We start from the raw sequence: 20331 nt of genomic DNA on the forward strand, positions 1-20331 counted from the left end.
CGCAAATGTGGACTGGGTTTAACCATACCAATATAAAATAGTCTTTGCCTTTTCATAAAAAACTGCTGTAGTCAAATAATATGGAGTTAATAGAAACATTTACTACTCCTCGGCTGACGGCTGAACGTCTGCAATTGCAACATTTAAATGAACTTCATCGTATGCACCGGGATAAACAAGTTATGGCAACTTTAGGTGGTGTTCGCTCTGATGAAGAAACACGACTTTTTATTTTAAATAACTTGTATCATTGGCAGCTTTATGGATTCGGATTATGGGTGTTTCGGAATAAAGTTAATAATCAGTTTGTTGGCCGTGCCGGACTTCGTAATATCGACATAGAAGGTAAGAAAGAAGTAGAATTGGCTTATGCTTTAATGACTAAATTTTGGGGAAAAGGATTAGCTACCGAAATGGGCGAAAAAATCTTAAAAATTTGTTTTGAAGTGCTAAATTTACAGGAAGTTATTTGCTTTACTCTCACAACTAATCTAGCCTCCCAAAGAGTTATGGAAAAGTTAGGATTTCAATATAATTCTGAGATTATCCGCGCAGATTTACCGCATTTATTGTATCGTTTAACAGTTTAATTTATTTCCTCTTATACTTCTAACTAAAATTTCTGCGGAAACTCAGCTGCTTTAAATTTGATGTTTAATGAGCAGTTGCTTTCAATATTAATAATTGCATACCTTTGTTTGGCGAAAAATCTGATATTAATTGCTAGATTTGAAACTGATAGACATCTAGTTTTTATTCTAAAAAAGTATATTCTTATGACTGAATCAGTGTTTTGACATTGCAATTCAGAATTTTCTCAACTCCGTACTGTGCCTTCACAAGTTTCTCAAATTGTTTTCTTATAAATATAAGTGAAAGCTATTAGCATTCGGTAAAATAGCTTGGAGGCAAACTAATATGTTTCACAAAATACTAGTTGCATTAGATACATCTATTATCGGTAGGAGTGTTTTTGAGGAAGCATTAGCCTTAGCGAAGGCTGTACAAGCTAACCTAACATTATTACACGTACTATCGTCAGAAGAAGAGGGAAGCCCAGATATTTCTTTACTATCTAGCCCTGAATACTACTTGGGGTTAGGAATGAGTATCAAAATTTTAGAAATGCAGCAAAAGCAGTGGGAAAAGTTCGCTAATCAAGGACTAGAGATGTTGCGATCGCTTGCAGAAGAAGCAACGAATAGTGATGTCAGTACTGAATTTACTCAACAACTAGGTAACCCTGGGCGCACCATCTGTGAATTTGCCCGTAATGGCAAATATGACTTAATTGTAATAGGGCATAGAGGTCGCTCTGGTCTTTTCGAGTTATTTTTAGGTAGTGTCAGTAATTACGTTCTGCACCATGCCTCTTGTTCAGTCTTGACTGTACAGCGTCCTGTTAATGCAAGTAAAACCGAAGCTGCACAGTTAGGCGAAGTAGCTCCATCCATCTAATATTACTAATTGTCTAGATTATTACAGACATGGTAATGGCTAATTAATCAAAAATTAAGTTGGTTTTTATTGAACAACATAAACACCTTATCATCAAGAATTATACCACTCAATTCTTGTTAAAATAGAATTAAGGGTAAGCTTGTTCATAACTATTATAAACAAGCTTAGGTGGACGCTACAAACATAGTTTTAGAGGCAAAAGTTATGTTAAAGAATATATCTAGAAATCCACCTCAAAAATCTAGCTTACCTGTAGAACAAGTCATTCCCGATCCCTGGGAAACTCCTAGTCTGAGAGTTGAGACTAAACTTATTCCTGATTCTTGGCAAATACCAACACAAACCCATCCCTTGATTCCTCCTTTAGGAATTCCAGAAGCCAGAAGATTACCTCCAGCATTCAACACTATCAAAGTTTTGTTACAAGATGAACTAAAACTAAAAGTTACTAGCAGCAAACTTAAAACCCAAATCGAGCAAGCTCTAGGATTGTTGTGCTGGATAGAACATTAAGAAAAACAAGTATCTAACTTAAACAAATGGTGTCAAATGCAAGTGTAAGATGCAGGTGAAAACCGAACTTTGATTGGGCAACCTAACTAAATCAAAGATGTTGTCTTGGATATTCAATGGGTTTGCCCAAATATGTTCCTAGCTTGTAAATTTGGGTTAAAACACTTGTCAGATTACTTGTGATCCGAAGTTTGAAATAGTTGAACAAGCATTTACCATTCGCTTTACAAACAGACGAAATTTCTTCCTTGCGCCCTCTAACTTAAAATTCACCTCACCTCGTCCTATCGGATATCTCTGTTTGCGGATTCAAAGAAGGGTAAGGGGGTGAGGTTTTCATATCTGGCAAAACTTGGTTCATGGAGACTGCCTTCTGCTACAGCGGTTGCTACAACGCGGGCAACCCGTGCAAAGCAATGCCTGCTGCTTTCTTTCCAAATGAGATTTATCAAAGCTGAACCAGTTTTTGTAACACCACCCTTAATATTTTAAGAAATATAACAAAAAATCTAACTTTGAAGAAAATAGGCAAGTTGCGAGTGATTAATCAATTAGCCAAATAACATCAGACTCCAATGTCGGAATTTCCATGAGCAAGGCTTTTTCCCGCCAGCCCAGCAAAAAATATGTATTGAAATATTTACTTGGAAAAACCAACAAAGTAATCAAATGGGAGCCATTGGAATTTGTCCTCCCCACCTGTATCTGAAAAGCGCATAAATTGAATTGAACTATCGTTAATTTAAATGTATCGGCAAAGTTAATAAATAATGTGCAAACGCTCACCAGCTTTTGGACAGGCTTGGTTTTTAGAATTTGGGCAAATAATTTGGTTAAAAGCAAGCATTTATCAACTTTGAATGTCTCAGAGTGACTGTTTCACTAGACACAAGTAAGATGACTAACTCCTTACATAATCTGAAAGTTTCTACTTTTGTAGACCTGCTACGCTACAGAACATTACACCAGCCAGATCAACTGGCTTTTACCTTTCTAGTGAATGGAGAAACAGAAGTAAGTAGCTTTACTTATCAAGAATTGGATCGAAAGGCAAGGCTAATCGCTGCTTACCTACAATCAATAGATGCCACTGGTGGCAGAGCGTTGTTACTGTACTCTCCTGGTTTGGAGTTTGTCACAGCGTTTTTCGGTTGTTTGTATGCGGGAGTTGTTGCTGTTCCAGCTTATCCACCCCGCGCTAACCAATCTCTGTCACGACTGCAAGCAATAGTGACAGACGCCCAAGCAGCGATCGCACTCACTAATACCGACGTTTTATCAAATATCGAACGTAAAAGTATTGATTTTCCGGCTCTTAAGACTCTGTGCTGGATAGCAACTAACAACCTCGAAATTAGCTGGGAACAAGAATGGCAACAACCAGTAATTACTAGTGACACACTGGCATTTCTTCAGTACACCTCTGGTTCTACAGGAATTCCCAAAGGGGTGATGCTTAGTCACACTCACTTGCTACATAACTCGGCTCAAATTCAGCAGTGTTTCGAGCATACACCCAACAGTCACGGTGTAATCTGGTTGCCACCCTACCACGACATGGGTTTGATTGGTGGAATTCTTCAGCCAGTTTACAGCGGTTTTCCAACCACACTAATGTCGCCAGTAGACTTTTTACAACGACCTGTACGTTGGTTGCAAGCAATCACTCGCTACAAAGCCACGACTAGTGGCGGCCCCAATTTTGCTTATGACCTCTGTGTTCGTAAAATTACTCCCGAAGAACGGCAGACTCTTGATCTCAGTAGCTGGAACGTAGCCTTTAATGGCGCTGAACCGATTCGTCGCCAAACCTTGGAACAGTTTGCTACCACTTTTGCTGAATGTGGCTTTCGGTATGAAGCATTTTACCCCTGCTATGGACTCGCTGAGGCAACTTTACTAGTTGCTGGTGGTAAAAAGCCAGCACCGCCAACAGTGAAAACATTTCAGGCTTCCAGTTTGGAACAAAACCAAGTAGTCGCAACCAGAGAAGATAATGGCAATACCCGTACCTTGATTGGATGCGGGCAAAGCCAGTTGCAACAAAAAATTATTGTCGTAGATCCTAAAACTTTAACTCCCTGTTTACCTGATCAAGTCGGAGAAATTTGGGTATCAGGTGCAAGTATTGCTGGTGGTTACTGGAACCGAACTGAAGAAACAAAGCGTACTTTTGCAGCGCAAATCAAAGATATAGGTGGAGATGCATTTCTGCGTACGGGAGACTTAGGATTTTTCCACGCTGGGGAACTGTTTATTACTGGTCGTCTCAAAGACTTAATTATTATTCGTGGTCGCAATCATTACCCCCAAGACATCGAACTTACAGTCGAAAACAGCCATCCGGCACTGCAATCTGCGGCGGGTGCGGCGTGTGCAATTGATGTTGCAGGCGAAGAACGGCTAGTGATTGTGCAAGAAGTCAAGCGGAGTTACCTGCGGCATTTGGATGTCAACGAAGTTGTGGCAGCTATTCGGCAAGCGATCGCAGAAAATCATGAATTGCAAGTATATGCTGTACTGCTACTTAAACCGGGAGGGATTCCCAAAACTTCCAGTGGCAAGATTCAGCGTCATGCCTGCCAGGCTGGTTTTCTGAATCAAAGCCTGGATGTGGTAGGTAGCAGCATTTTGGCAGATACCTATGAGATTAAGAGTAAAGATAATCTGACTCAGGAAACTCTTTTGGCATTAGCAGCCAAAGACCGCCAGCCTCGCTTAGAGTCTTATCTTCAAGAATGCGTAGCTCAAGTGCTGAAGATACCTCCTTCCCAGTTGAACTTACAGCAGCCGTTGACTAGTTTAGGTCTAGACTCGTTGATGGCTGTCGAACTGCAACACAGTATTGAAAATGATTTGGGCATAGTCTTGCCCATGACCAGATTTCTGCAAGGTGATGGTATCGCTCAACTAGCGATCGCTATCCTGACTGAATTAACAGCACCTAGCTTTACCCAAGCAACTCCTCTCATCTCCACCAAGAAAGTTAATATTCAACATCCTCTCTCCTATGGTCAACGGGCAATGTGGCTCCTGCACCAACTGGCACCCAAAAGTGCAGCTTACAATATTGTCAGTGCTGTACGCTTGCGGGGAGAACTGGACATTGGCGCGTTGCAACATGCATTTGCACAATTAGTAGAGCGTCATCCAGCTTTAAGGACTACCTTCACTATTGTTGATAGGGAACCTGTGCAGCTGGTTCATGAACAGATGCAGATTGACTTCCAACTCCAAGACGTTTCTACCTGGAGCGAAGAATTTCTCAATCAACATCTACAGCAAACAGCTCGCCTTCCTTTTAACTTAGAGCAAGGGCCGCTCATACGGGTGCATCTGTTCGCACAATCGGAGGTGGAACACATTCTCTTGTTGGCTGTACATCACGTAGTTGCAGATTTCTGGTCTTTAGCAATCCTCGCCCAGGAGCTAGGAATATTCTACCAAGCACAAACAAATAATATCTCTGTCTCTCTAGCTAGACTGCCACTAGATTACACAGACTATACTCGTGCTACAGCAGAAATGCTAGCTAGTCCAAAAGGAGAGAAATTGTGGGCTTATTGGCAAAAGCAACTGGCTGGTGAGTTACCGATATTAAATTTATCCACAGACAAACCGCGACCAGCAATTCAAACCGATCGAGGTGCAACAGTACCTTGGAAGTTGAGTGCGGATCTAACTCAGAAACTTAAAACATTGAGCCGCAGCCAAGGAGCGACTCTCTACATGACCTTGCTGGCTGCTTTTCAGGCACTTCTGTACCGCTATACAGGTCAAGAAGATATTCTGGTAGGCTCCCCCACAGCAGGTCGAGGTCGCTCAGAGTTGTCTGGATTGGTAGGTTACTTTGTTAATCCCGTGGTGCTGCGAGGGAATCTCTCTGGAAATCCCAACTTCAAGGCATTTTTGGGTCAAATGCGGCAAACTGTCCTCGATGCCTTTGAACACCAAGACTATCCCTTTGCCCTGTTGGTAGAACGACTACAAGCAGTTAGAGACTCAAGGCGATCGCCTATATTCCAAACTATGTTCGTTTTGGAAAAAGCCCATCTGCAAAATCAAGAAAGCTTGGCAGCCTTTACTTTAGGCGAGACAGGAGCAAGAATGCATCTGGGTGAACTGGAAATGGAGTCTTGGGGATTGGAACAACGGGTAGCTCTGTTCGATTTGACACTGACAATGGCAGAAGTGAACGGAGAACTAGCAGTATCCTGGGAATACAATACAGACTTGTTTGCACCTGAAACTATCTCCCGCATAGCAGCTCATTACCAAACTTTACTAGAAAGTATCGTTGCCAATCCAGCCCAGTCTATTTCAACTTTGCCGTTATTGACGCCAACCGAAAGCCATCAGTTGTTAGTAGAGTGGAACCGCACTCAAACAGACTATCCCCAAAAATGTCTCCATGAGTTGTTTGCAGCCCAGGTAGAGCGTAACCCTCAGGCGATCGCGGTGATGTTTGAGAAGCAACAATTAACGTACCGCGAACTGGACAGTCGCGCGAATCAACTAGCCCATTACTTACAGTCGCTAGGTGTGAGAGCTGACACGTTGGTAGGAATATGCATGGAGCGCTCTTTGGAGATGATAGTCGGGGTGCTGGGTATTCTCAAAGCTGGCGGTGCCTACGTCCCTCTCGACCCAACTTATCCCCAAGCACGGCTAGCTTTTATGCTGGAGGACAGCCAGACGACAACTCTGTTGACTCAACAAAAGCTTGTTACCAATCTGCCAGAATATACAGACAAGATGATTTGTCTGGATGCAGACTGGGAAATCATTGCCCAAGAAAGTGCAGACTACCCAACTACAAATATCACCCCCGCTAACCTGGCATATGTGATCTACACTTCTGGTTCGACAGGGCAACCAAAAGGGGTAATGATTCCTCACCAAGGAATTGTGAATCGCCTACATTGGGGTATAGAGCATTACCAACTCACCCGATCTGACCGGATTTTACAAAAAACCTCTTTTAGTTTTGATGTTGCAGTTTGGGAAATTTTCGGAGCATTGCTGTCTGGAGCGCGTCTGGTAATCGCACGACCGGGAGGTCATCGGGAACCCAATTATCTGGTTCAAGTGATGGCACAAGAGCAAATTACGCTTGTGGACTTTGTTCCTGCCATGCTGCAACTGATTCTAGAAGAACCTGGATTAGAAACTTGTACCACACTGCGCTACGTTACCTGTGGCGGCGAAGCTTTACCCATGCAAGTGCGCGATCGCTTTTTTGCCCGTCTCAATGGTGTAGAACTCCACAACTGCTACGGCCCCACAGAAGTATCTATTGATGCTACAACCTGGAAAGTAGAACCGTACTCATCAGTAATTGCCATCGGTAAGGCGATCGCTAACCAACAAGTGTATATCCTAGACAAGCATTTGCAACCAGTTCCAATTGGTGTACCCGGTGAACTGTATGTTGGTGGTGCTGGCTTGGCACGTGGTTATTGGAACAACCCAGATCTAACTGCTCAGAGATTCATACCTAATCCTTTTATATCTTGTAAAGATGCGAGATCTTGCGTCTCGACAATTTACAAAACTGGTGACTTAGCTCGTTATTTAGCCGACGGCAACATCGAATTTCTCGGTCGCCTGGACGAGCAAGTCAAAATTCGTGGCTTCCGTCTGGAACTTGGAGAAATTGAAACTCTGTTGCGTCATCATCCAAGTATTGTGGAAGCTGCTGTGTGTGTACGCAATCACTTAAGTGAGAGTGTATCCGCCCAGCATTTAGTCGTCTATGTAGTACCTAAACAAGACGCAATCAATCTGCACCAAGGTGAAAACTTGCGCATATATTTGTCTCGTTATTTGCCAGACTATATGCTTCCCAGTGCTTTCGTCACCATGTCGCAACTACCACGGACACCAAATGGTAAATTAGACTACAGCGCACTGCCGATACCGGACGCTATCAGCTTTGAGCACAATGAAAGTTTTGTTCCCCCCCGTACTGCACTTGAAGAAATTTTAGCTGCGATTTGGTGCGGAATTCTTCCAGTTAAACGTGTAGGTATTTACAATAATTTCTTTGAGTTGGGAGGACATTCCTTATTAGCTATTCAAATTATCTCCCGACTGAGAGACGTTTTCCGGGTAGAATTGCCCCTGCAAAGCCTTTTTGAAGCAAATACCGTAGCGAAGCTGGCACAACTTTTGATTACTCAGGAAACAAAGCCAGGACAGATGGAAAAAATTGCTCAGGTTTTCCAGAAAATCAATGCTATGTCAGCCAATGATATCAGAGCAACGCTTCAGCACAAGAAACAGGAAAGAGGCAACACATGAAAGACTTTCAACACTTCTCACAGCAGCCAAATCCCTTATTAAAAGACAAACTAGAACTTCTCGCCTACTTTTTAGAAGAGGAGGGAGTTGAACTAGACAAAACACAAACAATTTCTCCACGAGAAAATTTAGATGCAGCGCCTCTTTCGTTTGCTCAACAAAGACTGTGGTTTCTCCACCAATTACAGCCCCAAAGTTCGGCATACAACATTCCAGCTGCCATCCGTCTCAAAGGTAAGTTGAATGTGGCGGCACTAGAGCAAAGCATCCACGAAATTGTGCAGCGTCACGAAGTCTTGCGAACTACATTTATGATCGTAGACCAGCAACCAGTGCAAGTGGTTCACTCAGCTCGTACTTTGATGTTGCCGACGATAGATCTCCAGGATTTACTTGAAAGCGAGCGAGAAACACAAACTTTGCAATTGGCGACTGAAGAAGCCCAAAAACCTTTTGATTTGACACAAGGGCCGCTGTTGTGTGCTAAACTTCTGCGCGTATCGCCACAGGAACATATACTTCTGTTGACAATGCATCATATTGTCTCCGATGGCTGGTCTCTAGGAGTGTTGCTGCGGGAGTTAGCAGTGCTTTACGATGCTTTTTCTCACCATAAGTCTGTACCACTTCCTCCACTCTCCATTCAATACGCAGACTTTGCTGTTTGGCAACGAGATTGGTTGCAAGGCGAGGTATTATCAGAGCTACTTACTTACTGGAAGCAGCAGCTGAGTGGAAATCTCCCCGTACTCCAGTTGCCCACTGACCGCTCGCGCCCTGCGATTCAGACTTTTCACGGAGCCAAGCAAGGGTTTGTGCTGTCCAAGCCTCTATCTGAGCAAATCAACAATTTCTGCCAGCAAGAAGGGGTTACCTTATTTATGACTCTACTGGCAGCTTTCAAAATCTTGCTTTACCGTTATACAGGGCAGGAAGATATTCTTGTCGGTTCTCCGGTTGCCAACCGTAACCATGCGGAAATTGAAAATTTAATTGGCTTCTTTATCAATACATTAGTATTGCGTACAGATTTGGCAGGGAACCCAACCTTTAGAGAACTGCTTAGTCGGGTGCGCCAAATGGTTTTAGAAGCCCAAAATCACCAGGATCTACCCTTTGAAAAACTGGTGGAAACTTTACAACCAGAGCGGGATACTAGCTATACACCTCTATTTCAGGTGATGTTCGCCCTTCAGAATACTCCCATGCCTGCTCTGGATTTTTCTGGTTTGGAATTGAGTCCATTAGAAATTGACAGTGGAACGGCGAAGTTTGACTTAACACTCGATATCTCACAGACAGCCAGCGGAATAGAAGGTTGCTGGGAATATAATACAGATTTATTTGATGCCAGCACCATTGGGCGAATGACAGGGCATTTTCAAACTTTGCTGGAAGGAATTGTTGCTTGTCCAAACCAGCGTTTATCAGATTTACCTTTGCTGACATCACCTGAACAGCAGCAAATTTTGGTGGAATGGAATCATACCCACAAAGAATATCCTCGACAAAAATGTATCCATCAATTGTTTGAAGAACAAGTAGAGCGAACTCCTGATGCCATTGCCGCGGTTTGCGAAGACGAGCAAATTACCTACCAACAGTTGAATAGACGTGCCAATCAACTAGCCCATTACCTGAAGAAATTAGGTGTTCAACCAGAGGTACGGGTAGGTATCTGCGTTGAGCGATCGCTTCACATGATTATAGGTTTATTAGGTATTCTCAAAGCTGGCGGTGCTTATATTCCCCTTGATCCAAGTTATCCCCAAGAACGCTTGGCATTTATGTTGCAAGATGCCCAAGCACCAATACTGCTTACCCAAACACAAATACTTGCCAAATTTCCTCAGCATTCGGCACAATTTGTCTACCTAGATAATGACTGGAAAACCATCCATCAAGAAAGTGAGGATAACCCCAATACTCAGGTGCTACCCTCACACAATGCCTACGTACTTTACACTTCCGGCTCTACAGGTCAACCTAAAGCTGTTATGATTGAACATCACAGCACGGTAGCCTTTCTAGATTGGGCAAGACAGGTGTTTACTGACAAGGATCTAGCTGGAGTTCTGGCATCAACTTCCATCTGCTTTGATTTGTCTGTCTTCGAGTTATTTGCACCTCTGTGTTGGGGAGGTAAAGTAATTCTCGCCAACAACGCTTTACATCTTCCAGATTTACCTGCCAGGGAAGAAGTCACTCTAATTAACACAGTTCCTTCTGCAATAGCTGAATTACTAAGATTAAATGCCATACCCACTTCTGTGCGCACCATAAATTTAGCAGGTGAACCTCTTACGAAAAAGCTTGTACAGCAGCTGTATAAACATAGTAGTGTACAACAAGTCTTCAACCTTTATGGGCCTTCGGAAGACACGACCTATTCTACATTTACTTTGGTAAAACCAGAGGACAGTGTTGTATCCATCGGTCGTCCCATTGCCAATACCCAAGTTTATGTTTTAGACCCTGATCTCAAACCCGTACCCATTGGAATCCCAGGTGAATTATATATAAGTGGTGAGGGGTTAGCCCGCGGCTACCTTAACCGATCAGAGTTAACTGCTGAAAAGTTCATTCGTAACCCGTTTAGTAACGAACTAGAGTCACGTCTCTATAAAACTGGCGATCTAGTACGCTATTTACCTGATGGAAATCTTGAATATATTGGGCGACTAGACCATCAAGTGAAAATTCGTGGCTTCCGCATCGAGTTGGGTGAAATTGAGACTGTGCTGAGTCAACATCCAGCTGTGCAAGAAACTGTAGTTGTTGCCAGAGAAGATGTTCCAGGAAATAAGCAGCTAGTAGCTTATTTTGTCCCCCATCAGCAGCCAATACCAACAACTAGTGAGTTGCGCCGCTTCCTGAAAGAGAAGCTACCAGAGTACATGGTACCTTCTGTTTTCATGATCCTAGACACCCTTCCGCTGACACCGAATGGCAAGGTAGATCGTCGCGCCCTGCCAGCACCTGAGATGGCTGTTCCTGAACGAGAACTCACTTTTGTCACCCCTCGAAATCCGATTGAGGAGATGTTAGCAGGCATCTGGGCCGATGTTTTGGGTGTTGAGAAAGTAGGCATTCACAACAACTTCTTTGAACTAGGCGGACATTCCTTACTAGCAACGCAACTCATCTCACAAGTCCAGACAAACTTAAGAGTGGAATTGGCATTGCGTAGCTTGTTTGAAGCTCCCACAGTTGCCGGACTGGCTGAATACATCCAGACAGTGCGAAGAAGCAGGCAATCTACAGCAGATCTCCCATTGTTACCCATTGCACCAGATAAAGATATCCCTATGTCCTTTGCTCAAGCTAGACTTTGGTTTCTTGACCAGTTGCAACCTGGTAACTCTCTTTATAACATCGCCGCTGCCATTCACATCAGGGGAAGTCTAAATGTAGTAGTCCTCAAGCAGAGCTTCGATGAAGTTCTTAGGCGTCACGAAGCTCTAAGAACTACCTTTACAGTTGTAGATGGGCAACTTGTTCAGGTGATCACCCAGAGCTTAAGTCAGGCACTGCCGGTAGTAGATCTCCAGACATTACCTGAGCCTGAGCGGGAGATCCAAGTTCAGCAACTTGCCATTAAGGAAGCACAGCAACCTTTTGCTCTAGAGCGAGGCCCATTATTGCGAACCACCTTACTGTGGTTAGACGATGAGGAGTATGTGTTACTCTTGACAATGCACCATATCGTCAGTGATGGTTGGTCTATAGGGGTTTTGTTTAGAGAAATAGCAGTACTCTACGAAGCCTTTTCCACTGGCAAGCCTTCGCCCCTTCCTGAACCCTCAATCCAGTACGCAGACTTTGCTGTTTGGCAGCGGCAGTGGCTACAAGGTGAAGTTCTAGAAACTCTACTTTTCTATTGGAAACAGCAGCTTAGTGGTAGTCTTCCTGTATTGGAATTGCCTACCGACCGACCTCGACCAGCAGTTGCAACCTTTCAAGGCTCAATACAATCGCTGGTTTTACCTAAGGTTTTAACGGAAAAACTCAAGCTTCTCAGCCACAAAGAAGGGGTGACTTTGTTCATGACACTGTTGACAGTGTTTAAGATATTGCTCTACCACTACACTGGGCTGGATGACATCCTGGTAGGGTCGCCAATTGCTAACCGAAACCGAACCGAGATCGAAGGGCTGATTGGCTTCTTTACCAACACACTGGTGCTTCGCACCGACCTATCAGGCAATCCTAGTTTTCGGGAGCTACTGAATCGGGTGCGTGAGGTAACCCTGGGAGCCTACGATCACCAAGATTTGCCTTTGGAGAAGCTGGAACAGGAATTACAACCAGAGCGGTATATAAAGCGTGTACCACTATTTCAGGTGATGTTCGTTTTTCAGAATACTCCCAAACCTGCTTTAGAGTTTTCAGGTTTGACCCTGAAGCAAATCGAAGTCGATAGCGGGATAGTTAAGCGTGATTTAACGCTCGATCTATCAGAAGAACCAGAGGGGCTGAATGGCTGTTTTGAATACAATTCTGACCTCTTCAATGCCGCTACCATCGCCCAGATGGCTGGTTATTTTCAGACATTGCTGAACAATGTTGTCACTAATCCAGATCTGCGCCTGTCGGAATTGTCAATGGCGTTCGCTTCCCATTGTAATTAACTAACTTCCAAAATAAGTTTTGAAACTTTTGACAATATTGGTGTGAATTTTTGTAATTGTTTCAGTTATGTTTTCTGTAATTTCAAAACATTAGGATGTCTCAATTATGTAAAGCAAAAAATAGATTTTTCCTAAATACGAAAAATTTAATCCTCACTTAAAGTTCATAAGAATGAAATTTAAAATGTGAGGTTGACCGATGATTTTCTAAGAAATATCAAAATTTATTCAGGACACAAATTGAGAAAAGGAAGGCTGTAAATATGCTTCTTGAACAGGTTTATGAAAACGCACCAACCGTAAAAAGTGGTACTCATTACACAACTATTAATGAGTTCACCGACCAACAGCCTGCGTTGCGACCCGATGTACTGATTGAAGCACGAAACAGGTTATGTAAAATTGGCGAATTTGCTGCCAACAAAATACTAGTAGAAGAAGATAAAGGGGCTATTCTCGGTGCTGCTATCTGCTTAGAAAAAAAACTGCCGCTTGCTGTAGCTAGATGGTACAACTATGATTTAATCAATTCTTTGGTAGTGCCAATTAAATCCGAGTATTTCACCGGAAATCTATACATGAACGGTATTTCTCCCGGTGATCGAGTAGTGATCGTAGACGATACCATCAGCACTGGAGGTACACTTGCTGCACTCATAGAAGCAGTTAACAAAGCTGGTGCAAAAGTAGTTGAAATACTCGTTGCAGTGGAAAAGGTCGATTCTGGCGGAGTTAAGAAAATACAAGCAAAGTATAACCTGCCAGTAAAATCACTAATTCAAATTTCCATAGATCCACTCACCCATCGCACGAAAGTTCTTACAAACAAGATTACCCATCTACAAACCACAAAATGAACTCGAAAGTATCACATTCAATTTTAGATGCCATCGGCAATACCAATCTCTATCAAATCAAACATATTGCCGAACCTGGTTCAGCTAATATCTTCGCCAAATGCGAATTTAAAAATCCCACAGGTAGTCATAAAGACCGAGTTTTCAACTATATCATCAATGAGTTAGAGGCTTCTGGTGCAATCAAGCCAGGAATGACACTTGTTGACTGTTCGACCGGAAATGGTGGAGCCGCGCTTGCTCAAATTGGCAGTCTCAAGGGCTATAAAGTGGTTATCTTTATGCCAGCAGGCATGACGATAGAGCGGAAAACTCAAATTCAATCCTTTGGGGCTGAAATTATTGAAACGCCCAGTGGTGCTTTCTTAGAGTATGCCGAAGAAAGAGCACATGAGTATGTCCGCGAAAATTCAAACAGTTACTTTCTAGATCAATCAAGCAACCAATTGAATAGGCAGGCGTGGTGTCAATGTGGTGTTGAGATAGTAGAGTATTTTCGCGCCTTAGATCAGACAATCGATTTGTTTGTGTGTAGCATTGGGACGGGTGGTACCTTTTCTGGAATTGCCGAGCAGCTAAAAGCCGCATTTCCAAACATGAAAACTGTTGCTGTCGAGGTTGATCAATCAGCACCACTCTACGCAAAGCTTCACCGTCGAGAATTCGTACATTCTCCACACAATCTAATGGGTCTTGGCCCAGGGAAAATAGCTAAAAATCTTCGAGAGGATCTTGTTGATGATGTTGAAATGGTTTCGGGGGATGACAGCTGGAACATGATGAAAAAGCTAATCCGGGAAGAGAAACTTTTTGTTGGGCCGACAGCTGGAAGTAATATGTTCGTCACGCAAAAGTATGCCCGAACTATTGGATTAGATAAGAATATTGTCACCGTCTTATTCGACTCAGCATGGAAGTACTTCAGCATTTGGGACGGCAAGTATAGCGAATATGAGTCCTATAAGACAATAGTTTAGTTATAGCCTGAGCGGATTGAACTTTGCAGATGCAACGCCTGTCTACATCGATATTACGATATTACATTGTGCGATCGCTTGCGTCAGCTATGCCTAGTTGCTCGTTGATTGACGTTAGGTGTTACTGAAAACTTAATCCTGCACCAAAGGCAACTTCAAAGGCGCATTCAGCCTCTTCCATCAGGCAATGCGTTGGGTTCCAAGTGATTATTTTCAATTTCAAAAGGCTCCATGAAAGATAATTGCGGAATATTTGCTGCTTACGATCTTACTGGCTTGCACAATGTGATACCGAACGTGATCGACGGGCTTTCCGCCCTCCAACACCGCGGGCAACTGAGCGCTGGGATCACATACCACAATCCATATCAAGGGCGAGCTTTACAGACATTCAAAGCCAATGGCTTAGTCAGAGATGTGTTTAAGGGGGTTGCCAGGGAACAGTTTACTCTCTCGGATGTTTTTTCTGGAACGGCGGTTATTGGTCATGTGCGCTATGCAACCTGTGGGACGGATGAGCCTGAATTAGCTCAACCCTTTGAGTGGCAGGCTCAAAATCCTTCTCACTGCTTTGCCTTTTGTTTTGCTGGCAATCTTACTAATTATGCGGAGCTTGGGGAACTGATTGAGCGGGCTGGCTTCCACTTGCAATATGGGAGTGATGCTGAGGCGCTCACTTTCTATCTCGGCATATTACGGGAAAATCAGGCAATACCAGACATATGCGATCTATTCCGGCAAATGCAAAAGACTGTTGATGGGGCATTCAATTGTGCTTATCTAGATGCTGAAGGCAATCTCTCAGTCTATCGCGATCGGTATGGCTTCCGTCCCCTCCATTACACAATCACTGACGATGGTTTTGTATTCTTCGCCAGTGAAACCAATGCATTATTGCGGTATGGGAAAAACATCAAAGCGGTTAAACCAGGAGAACTAATTTGCGTTCATAAGAATCTGAAACAGGTCAAGTCTACACAACTTTTTACTCCTCAACGAAGTCATTGCTTCTTTGAATTTGTATACTTTTCGCATCTTGCTTCAACTTTCGAGGATATACCGATTTATCAGGCACGGGAGAAACTTGGAGAAAACCTTGCTGTAGAAGAAAGCGAAGAAATTGACGGCGATTGTGTTGTGATTTCTGTTCCAGAGTCGGCATCAATTATAGGTAGATCCTATGCCAATGTCCTTGGACTTCCTCACAAGGATGGAATTATTAGCAGTCGATATAGTGGACGAACATTTATTGAACGGGAGCGTTCAAAAAAAGCTTACGAAAAATATTCATTCGTCTCTCACGTCATCGACAACAAGCGCGTATTCATCGTAGATGATAGTCTGGTTCGTGCAACTACGCTCCGAGCGATTCTCGAACTCATACAAAAGCAGTGTACTCCGAAAGAAATTCATCTGAGGATAGCATGTCCGCCCATCCTGTCCCCTTGTTTTTACGGTATTGATATTCCAAACCAAAAAGAACTTTTTGCATCTGCATTTGCCGTGCAATTAAACGCAGGTATGCTGCCGACATCAACCTTGAATCAAATGGCTGAAATATTGAATGTTAAGTCCCTGCGTTTTCTTTCTCTTGAAGGGCTGCTTGATGCGATCGACATTAAAATTGAGGATACCTGTCTAGCGTGTATTAACTCTCAATATCCAACGCCAGGTGGTGTCAGGTTATTCAACAAGATGCAACGAGTGCAAAAACATATGTTTGAAGTTTCTACTATTCCTATTTAAGGTTGAAATAATAACATGAAAACCAGCTATCATATATCAACATCTAAACAAGTTGCAACCAATCTTCAATCTGTCAGGGTCAAAGTTTCCCAAGCAGCGCAGGCTGTAAATCGAGCGTCAGGGTCAGTATCTTTAATTGCGGTCAGTAAAACCCACGGCTGCGATACGGTACGAGCAGTACTTGACGAGGGGCAAAGAATCTTTGGCGAGAGCAGGGTACAAGAGGCTACCAGTAAATGGTCAGAATTGAAGGGTGAGTATCCCGACATCGAACTACATCTAATCGGCCCGTTGCAGACTAACAAAGTACGAAAAGCTGTAGCTCTTTTCAATGTGATTCAAACCCTGGATAGCCTAAAACTCGCTGAATCTCTAAGCAAAGAAATGAAACAGCAAGGGCGCTTCCCAAAATGCTTTGTTCAAGTTAATACTGGCGAAGAAGCCCAAAAAGCCGGAGTAACGCCTTGGGAAGCAAATCGGTTCATTGATACTTGCATCGAAGATTTCCAGCTTCCTGTTTTTGGTGTGATGTGTATTCCACCAGCCGATCTCGATCCAGCGCCGCATTTTAACTTGCTCAGAGAAATTGCCGAACGACACCAATTACCTGCAATTAGTATGGGAATGAGCAGAGACTACGAGTTGGCGATCAGTTGTGGTGCTACTCATGTCCGCGTTGGAACCGCAATCTTCGGTCATCGAGTTGTGTGACAGTACTGTTATAACAGGGGACAGGGATATAAGACTTTTGGTGTCTAAGTTTTATCATCTGTTGATGTTCTAACCACTTTGGCTGTTGTAATCAAACTATCGACTCATCTTGTAAAAAGTTTGGAATTGTAATTACCTTGCCATAGGAGTGTCAAATGAAGTCGGAACCAAGATTGTGTTTGATTGTCGATGCCTACTCAACTGGTCGATTCCTGCCATCGGAACTGAGAAAACATGGGTTTGATTGCGTTCATGTGCAGAGTACACCAGTAATTCCGGAGATTTATAGAGCATCTTTCAATCGAGCAGACTTCATTGAAAATATTATTTATGAAGGCAATCTGGATGAAACGCTGGAACGAACCTCACAGTATGATATCGCTTTCCTAATTGTGGGAACCGAATCCGGAGTTGAACTGGGTGACATCCTCAGCGAAAAAATGGGATTGCCTTCAAACAAATCTGCATTCAGCAAAGCCAGACGTAATAAGTTTGAGATGGTCGAGGCACTTCGCAATGCTGGTCTTGGATGTGTAAATCATATCAAGTCTGCGACAGTTGATGAAATCCTATCATGGGCGAACAACAGAGGAAAATGGCCAGTTGTGCTGAAGCCGATCAATAGTGCGGGTACCGACAATGTTATTTTTTGCGAAAGCGAGAGCGAGATTGTTTCGGCTTTCCAGCGGATCATCCAAAGCCGAAATTTGATGGGTCAGCAGAACAGTGAGGTTCTTGCCCAAGAATTTCTTGATGGAACTGAGTATTTTGTCAATACCGTAAGCGTGCAAGGTAAGCATCATATTGCCGAAATTTGGCAGTATCATAAACGGAAAGTACCTAACGGTGGCTACATTTATGATATTGAGGAACCCTTACCATTTGAGGGGGCAGTGCAAGCGAAACTTCGCGACTATATCAAAGATGTGCTGGACGCCCTAAAAATTCAGTTTGGGCCTGCCCATAGTGAAGTCATGATGATAGAACAGAGACCAGTTTTGATCGAAACTGGTGCAAGATTGGCTGGCTCTATCCTTCCCGCAGCCGTTTCAAAATCTATGGGGCGTAATCAGGTTGAACTTACTGTAGAATCTTATGTTCACCCTGAAAAATTTTTGGAAAAGGTCGCAAGCCCCTATTCGCTTCATCAAAATCTGCTTTACGTTTCCTTGATTTCAGAACGCGAGGGTATCCTAAAATCGATGTCTCAGATAGACGAAATTAGAAAGCTGCCGTCTTTTTTCGATATGTATTTGTCAATTTCTGTTGGCAATCGGTTGAGAAAGACTATCGATTCACTCACATCTCCTGGTTATGTTTATCTGATCCACGAAGATTCGGAGGTTCTTCGCAAAGACTATCACACCATTCGCGAGCTTGAGCGAAATGGTTTGTATGAAGTGGTCAAAGCATAAAGTTACTAGGGACGGTCGATTTGAGCAAGCGAATGCCTGTTTGAATTCTTTACTGGGCAAAGCACTCAGCAATTTTAGAGAAATTTTAGATTTCAACTGGAAGTTTTAATTCAATCCACTTATACCCAACAGAGTTAACTGTTGAGAAAAAAGAAGATGGCAAAATGCTTTGCAATTTCTCAAATGTGGGTCTTTACCCTCATCTGGTTTGGGCAACTTGTCTCGCTTATCGGCTCCGGTCTCACTGGCTTTGCTCTGGGTATCTGGGTGTATCAGCGCACTGGTTCGGTCACCCAATTTGCGCTCATTTCACTGTTCACTACGCTGCCGGGCATCCTGGTATCACCGCTAGCAGGCGTGCTGATTGATCGCTGGGATAGACGCTGGGCAATGATATTGAGTGACTCTGGGGCGGCGTTGAGTACTCTCGCGATCGCCCTACTCCTGTTGGCGGGTAGGCTAGAAGTCTGGCAGATTTATCTAGCGAGTGCTATCAGTTCTGCCTTTAGTGCCTTTCAATGGCCTGCTTACGTGGCTGCTACTACGTTGCTCGTTCCTAAACAACAGCTTGGTCGTGCCAGTGGCATGGTGCAGCTAGCAGAAGCAACAGCACAAATTCTCTCACCAGCGATCGCGGGGGTTTTGGTTAGTCAAATCCAGGTTAAAGGTGTCATTCTAATTGATTTTGCCACTTTTGTGTTTTCGCTGCTCACACTACTGAGTGTCCGATTTCCTAGCCCCAAAACTACCGCTGATAGTAAAGCCCAGAAAAGCTCGCTACTACACGAAGCAGTCTACGGTTGGAGTTACATAACCGCTCGACCTGGACTGTTCAGCCTGCTCATATTTATTGCTGCTCTTAATTTCCTCACCGGAATTGTCAGTGTGCTGGTTACTCCTCTGGCGTTAGCTTTTACATCTGTGGCGATGCTTGGTCAGGTACTAACCACTGGCGGCTGCGGTATGCTAGTTGGCAGTCTGGTGGTAAGCGTTTGGGGAAATTTCAAGCGACCTATTTATGCAGTTTTTAGCTTTACGCTGTTGGGTGGTTTAGCCATTTTCTTGGCGGGATTCAAACCTTTGCTCCCAGTTTTCTTTGTGACTGCCTTTGTTTACTTTTTCGGCTTGCCAATCATTAACAGCGCCAGTCAGGTGATTTGGCAGAAAAAAGTTGCACCTGAGGTGCAAGGACGGGTATTTGCTGTGCGCCGTGCGATCGCTTGGGCAGCTTTACCTCTTGCTTATCCAGTGGCCGGAGCGTTGGCTGACAAGGTATTTGAACCGCTACTAGCTGTGAATGGGCCTTTAGCTGGCAGTGTGGGACAAGTGATTGGTGTCGGCAAAGGATATGGCATTGCCCTATTGTTTGTGGTCATCGGAATGCTTACTGTGCTGCTAATGGTTGCAGGTTATTTGTATCCCCGTTTGCGATTGGTGGAAGAGGAATTACCAGATGCGATCGCCGAGCCATTTCCTGTCATAGTGAAAGACAAAGATACTGACGCACCAGTCCCGTAAGAATAAAACCACTCCAGGCACAGGGAGCGCAAAGGAATAAGAGTTAGGTTATATCTTGCACCTATTGTTCGACTGTCAAAAAATAAATTTCTTGGCTAAAAACGAAAGTCAGCTAAAGCTTACTAGACATATCTTTTAGCCCGTTGAAACGGACTTTAGCTATAAGACTTGTACTTTAGTACAAGGGTGTTCAAGGTGA

12 protein-coding genes are annotated in these 20331 nt (G+C 43.5%); 11 read left to right on the forward strand and 1 reads right to left on the reverse strand.

Annotation, left to right across the window (positions count from 1 at the left end; translation table 11 throughout):
* Positions 1–80 precede the first annotated feature (80 nt).
* The 3 genes from U2718_RS05770 to U2718_RS05780 all read left to right on the forward strand — a co-directional run bounded on the left by U2718_RS05770 (position 81) and on the right by U2718_RS05780 (position 1974).
* Complete coding sequence (locus U2718_RS05770; RefSeq protein ID WP_341995797.1) at positions 81–590, forward strand: GNAT family N-acetyltransferase; 510 nt, start codon at positions 81–83, stop codon at positions 588–590.
* Between the two features lie 328 nt (positions 591–918).
* On the forward strand, positions 919–1458 hold the full coding sequence (locus U2718_RS05775) for a universal stress protein (RefSeq protein ID WP_341995799.1): 540 nt from the start codon (positions 919–921) through the stop codon (positions 1456–1458).
* 207 nt (positions 1459–1665) lie between these two features.
* Positions 1666–1974, forward strand: a complete 309-nt coding sequence (locus tag U2718_RS05780) for a hypothetical protein (RefSeq protein WP_341995801.1) — start codon at positions 1666–1668, stop codon at positions 1972–1974.
* Positions 1975–2258: 284 nt separating this feature from the next.
* On the opposite strand, the gene U2718_RS05785 is transcribed toward U2718_RS05780, so the two are convergent.
* On the reverse strand, positions 2259–2426 hold the full coding sequence (locus tag U2718_RS05785; protein WP_341995803.1) for a hypothetical protein: 168 nt from the start codon (positions 2424–2426) through the stop codon (positions 2259–2261).
* Between the two features lie 445 nt (positions 2427–2871).
* Here U2718_RS05785 and U2718_RS05790 point away from each other — a divergent pair, with 445 nt between their 5' ends.
* From U2718_RS05790 to U2718_RS05825, 8 genes are all read left to right on the forward strand, one after another.
* Entirely contained in the window at positions 2872–8277 is a 5406-nt protein-coding gene (locus tag U2718_RS05790) for an amino acid adenylation domain-containing protein (protein WP_341995805.1), read from the forward strand.
* Positions 8274–12908: an amino acid adenylation domain-containing protein gene (locus U2718_RS05795; RefSeq protein WP_341995807.1), complete on the forward strand. Its 4635-nt coding sequence runs from the start codon at positions 8274–8276 to the stop codon at positions 12906–12908. The genes U2718_RS05790 and U2718_RS05795 overlap by 4 nt, the downstream gene beginning before the upstream one ends.
* 263 nt (positions 12909–13171) lie before the next feature.
* Positions 13172–13765 (forward strand): phosphoribosyltransferase family protein, encoded by a 594-nt coding sequence (locus U2718_RS05800; RefSeq protein WP_341995809.1) that lies wholly within the window; start codon positions 13172–13174, stop codon positions 13763–13765.
* A complete protein-coding gene (locus U2718_RS05805; protein ID WP_341995811.1) occupies positions 13762–14742 on the forward strand; it encodes a cysteine synthase family protein in 981 nt (326 codons plus the stop codon). Before U2718_RS05800 ends, U2718_RS05805 begins: the two co-directional genes overlap by 4 nt.
* Before the next feature lie 231 nt (positions 14743–14973).
* Entirely contained in the window at positions 14974–16488 is a 1515-nt protein-coding gene (locus U2718_RS05810) for an amidophosphoribosyltransferase (RefSeq protein WP_341995813.1), read from the forward strand.
* Between the two features lie 15 nt (positions 16489–16503).
* Positions 16504–17199 carry a YggS family pyridoxal phosphate-dependent enzyme gene (locus U2718_RS05815; RefSeq protein WP_341995815.1) on the forward strand — a complete coding sequence of 232 codons (696 nt, stop codon included), beginning with the start codon at positions 16504–16506 and terminating at the stop codon, positions 17197–17199.
* A 155-nt stretch (positions 17200–17354) separates the two neighbouring features.
* On the forward strand, positions 17355–18614 hold the full coding sequence (locus U2718_RS05820; RefSeq protein ID WP_341995817.1) for an ATP-grasp domain-containing protein: 1260 nt from the start codon (positions 17355–17357) through the stop codon (positions 18612–18614).
* Positions 18615–18770: 156 nt separating this feature from the next.
* A complete protein-coding gene (locus U2718_RS05825) occupies positions 18771–20132 on the forward strand; it encodes an MFS transporter (RefSeq protein WP_341995819.1) in 1362 nt (453 codons plus the stop codon).
* Positions 20133–20331 lie beyond the last annotated feature (199 nt).

Origin of the sequence: Chlorogloeopsis sp. ULAP02 (assembly GCF_038404745.2) — a bacterium.
GTDB lineage: Bacteria > Cyanobacteriota > Cyanobacteriia > Cyanobacteriales > Nostocaceae > Chlorogloeopsis.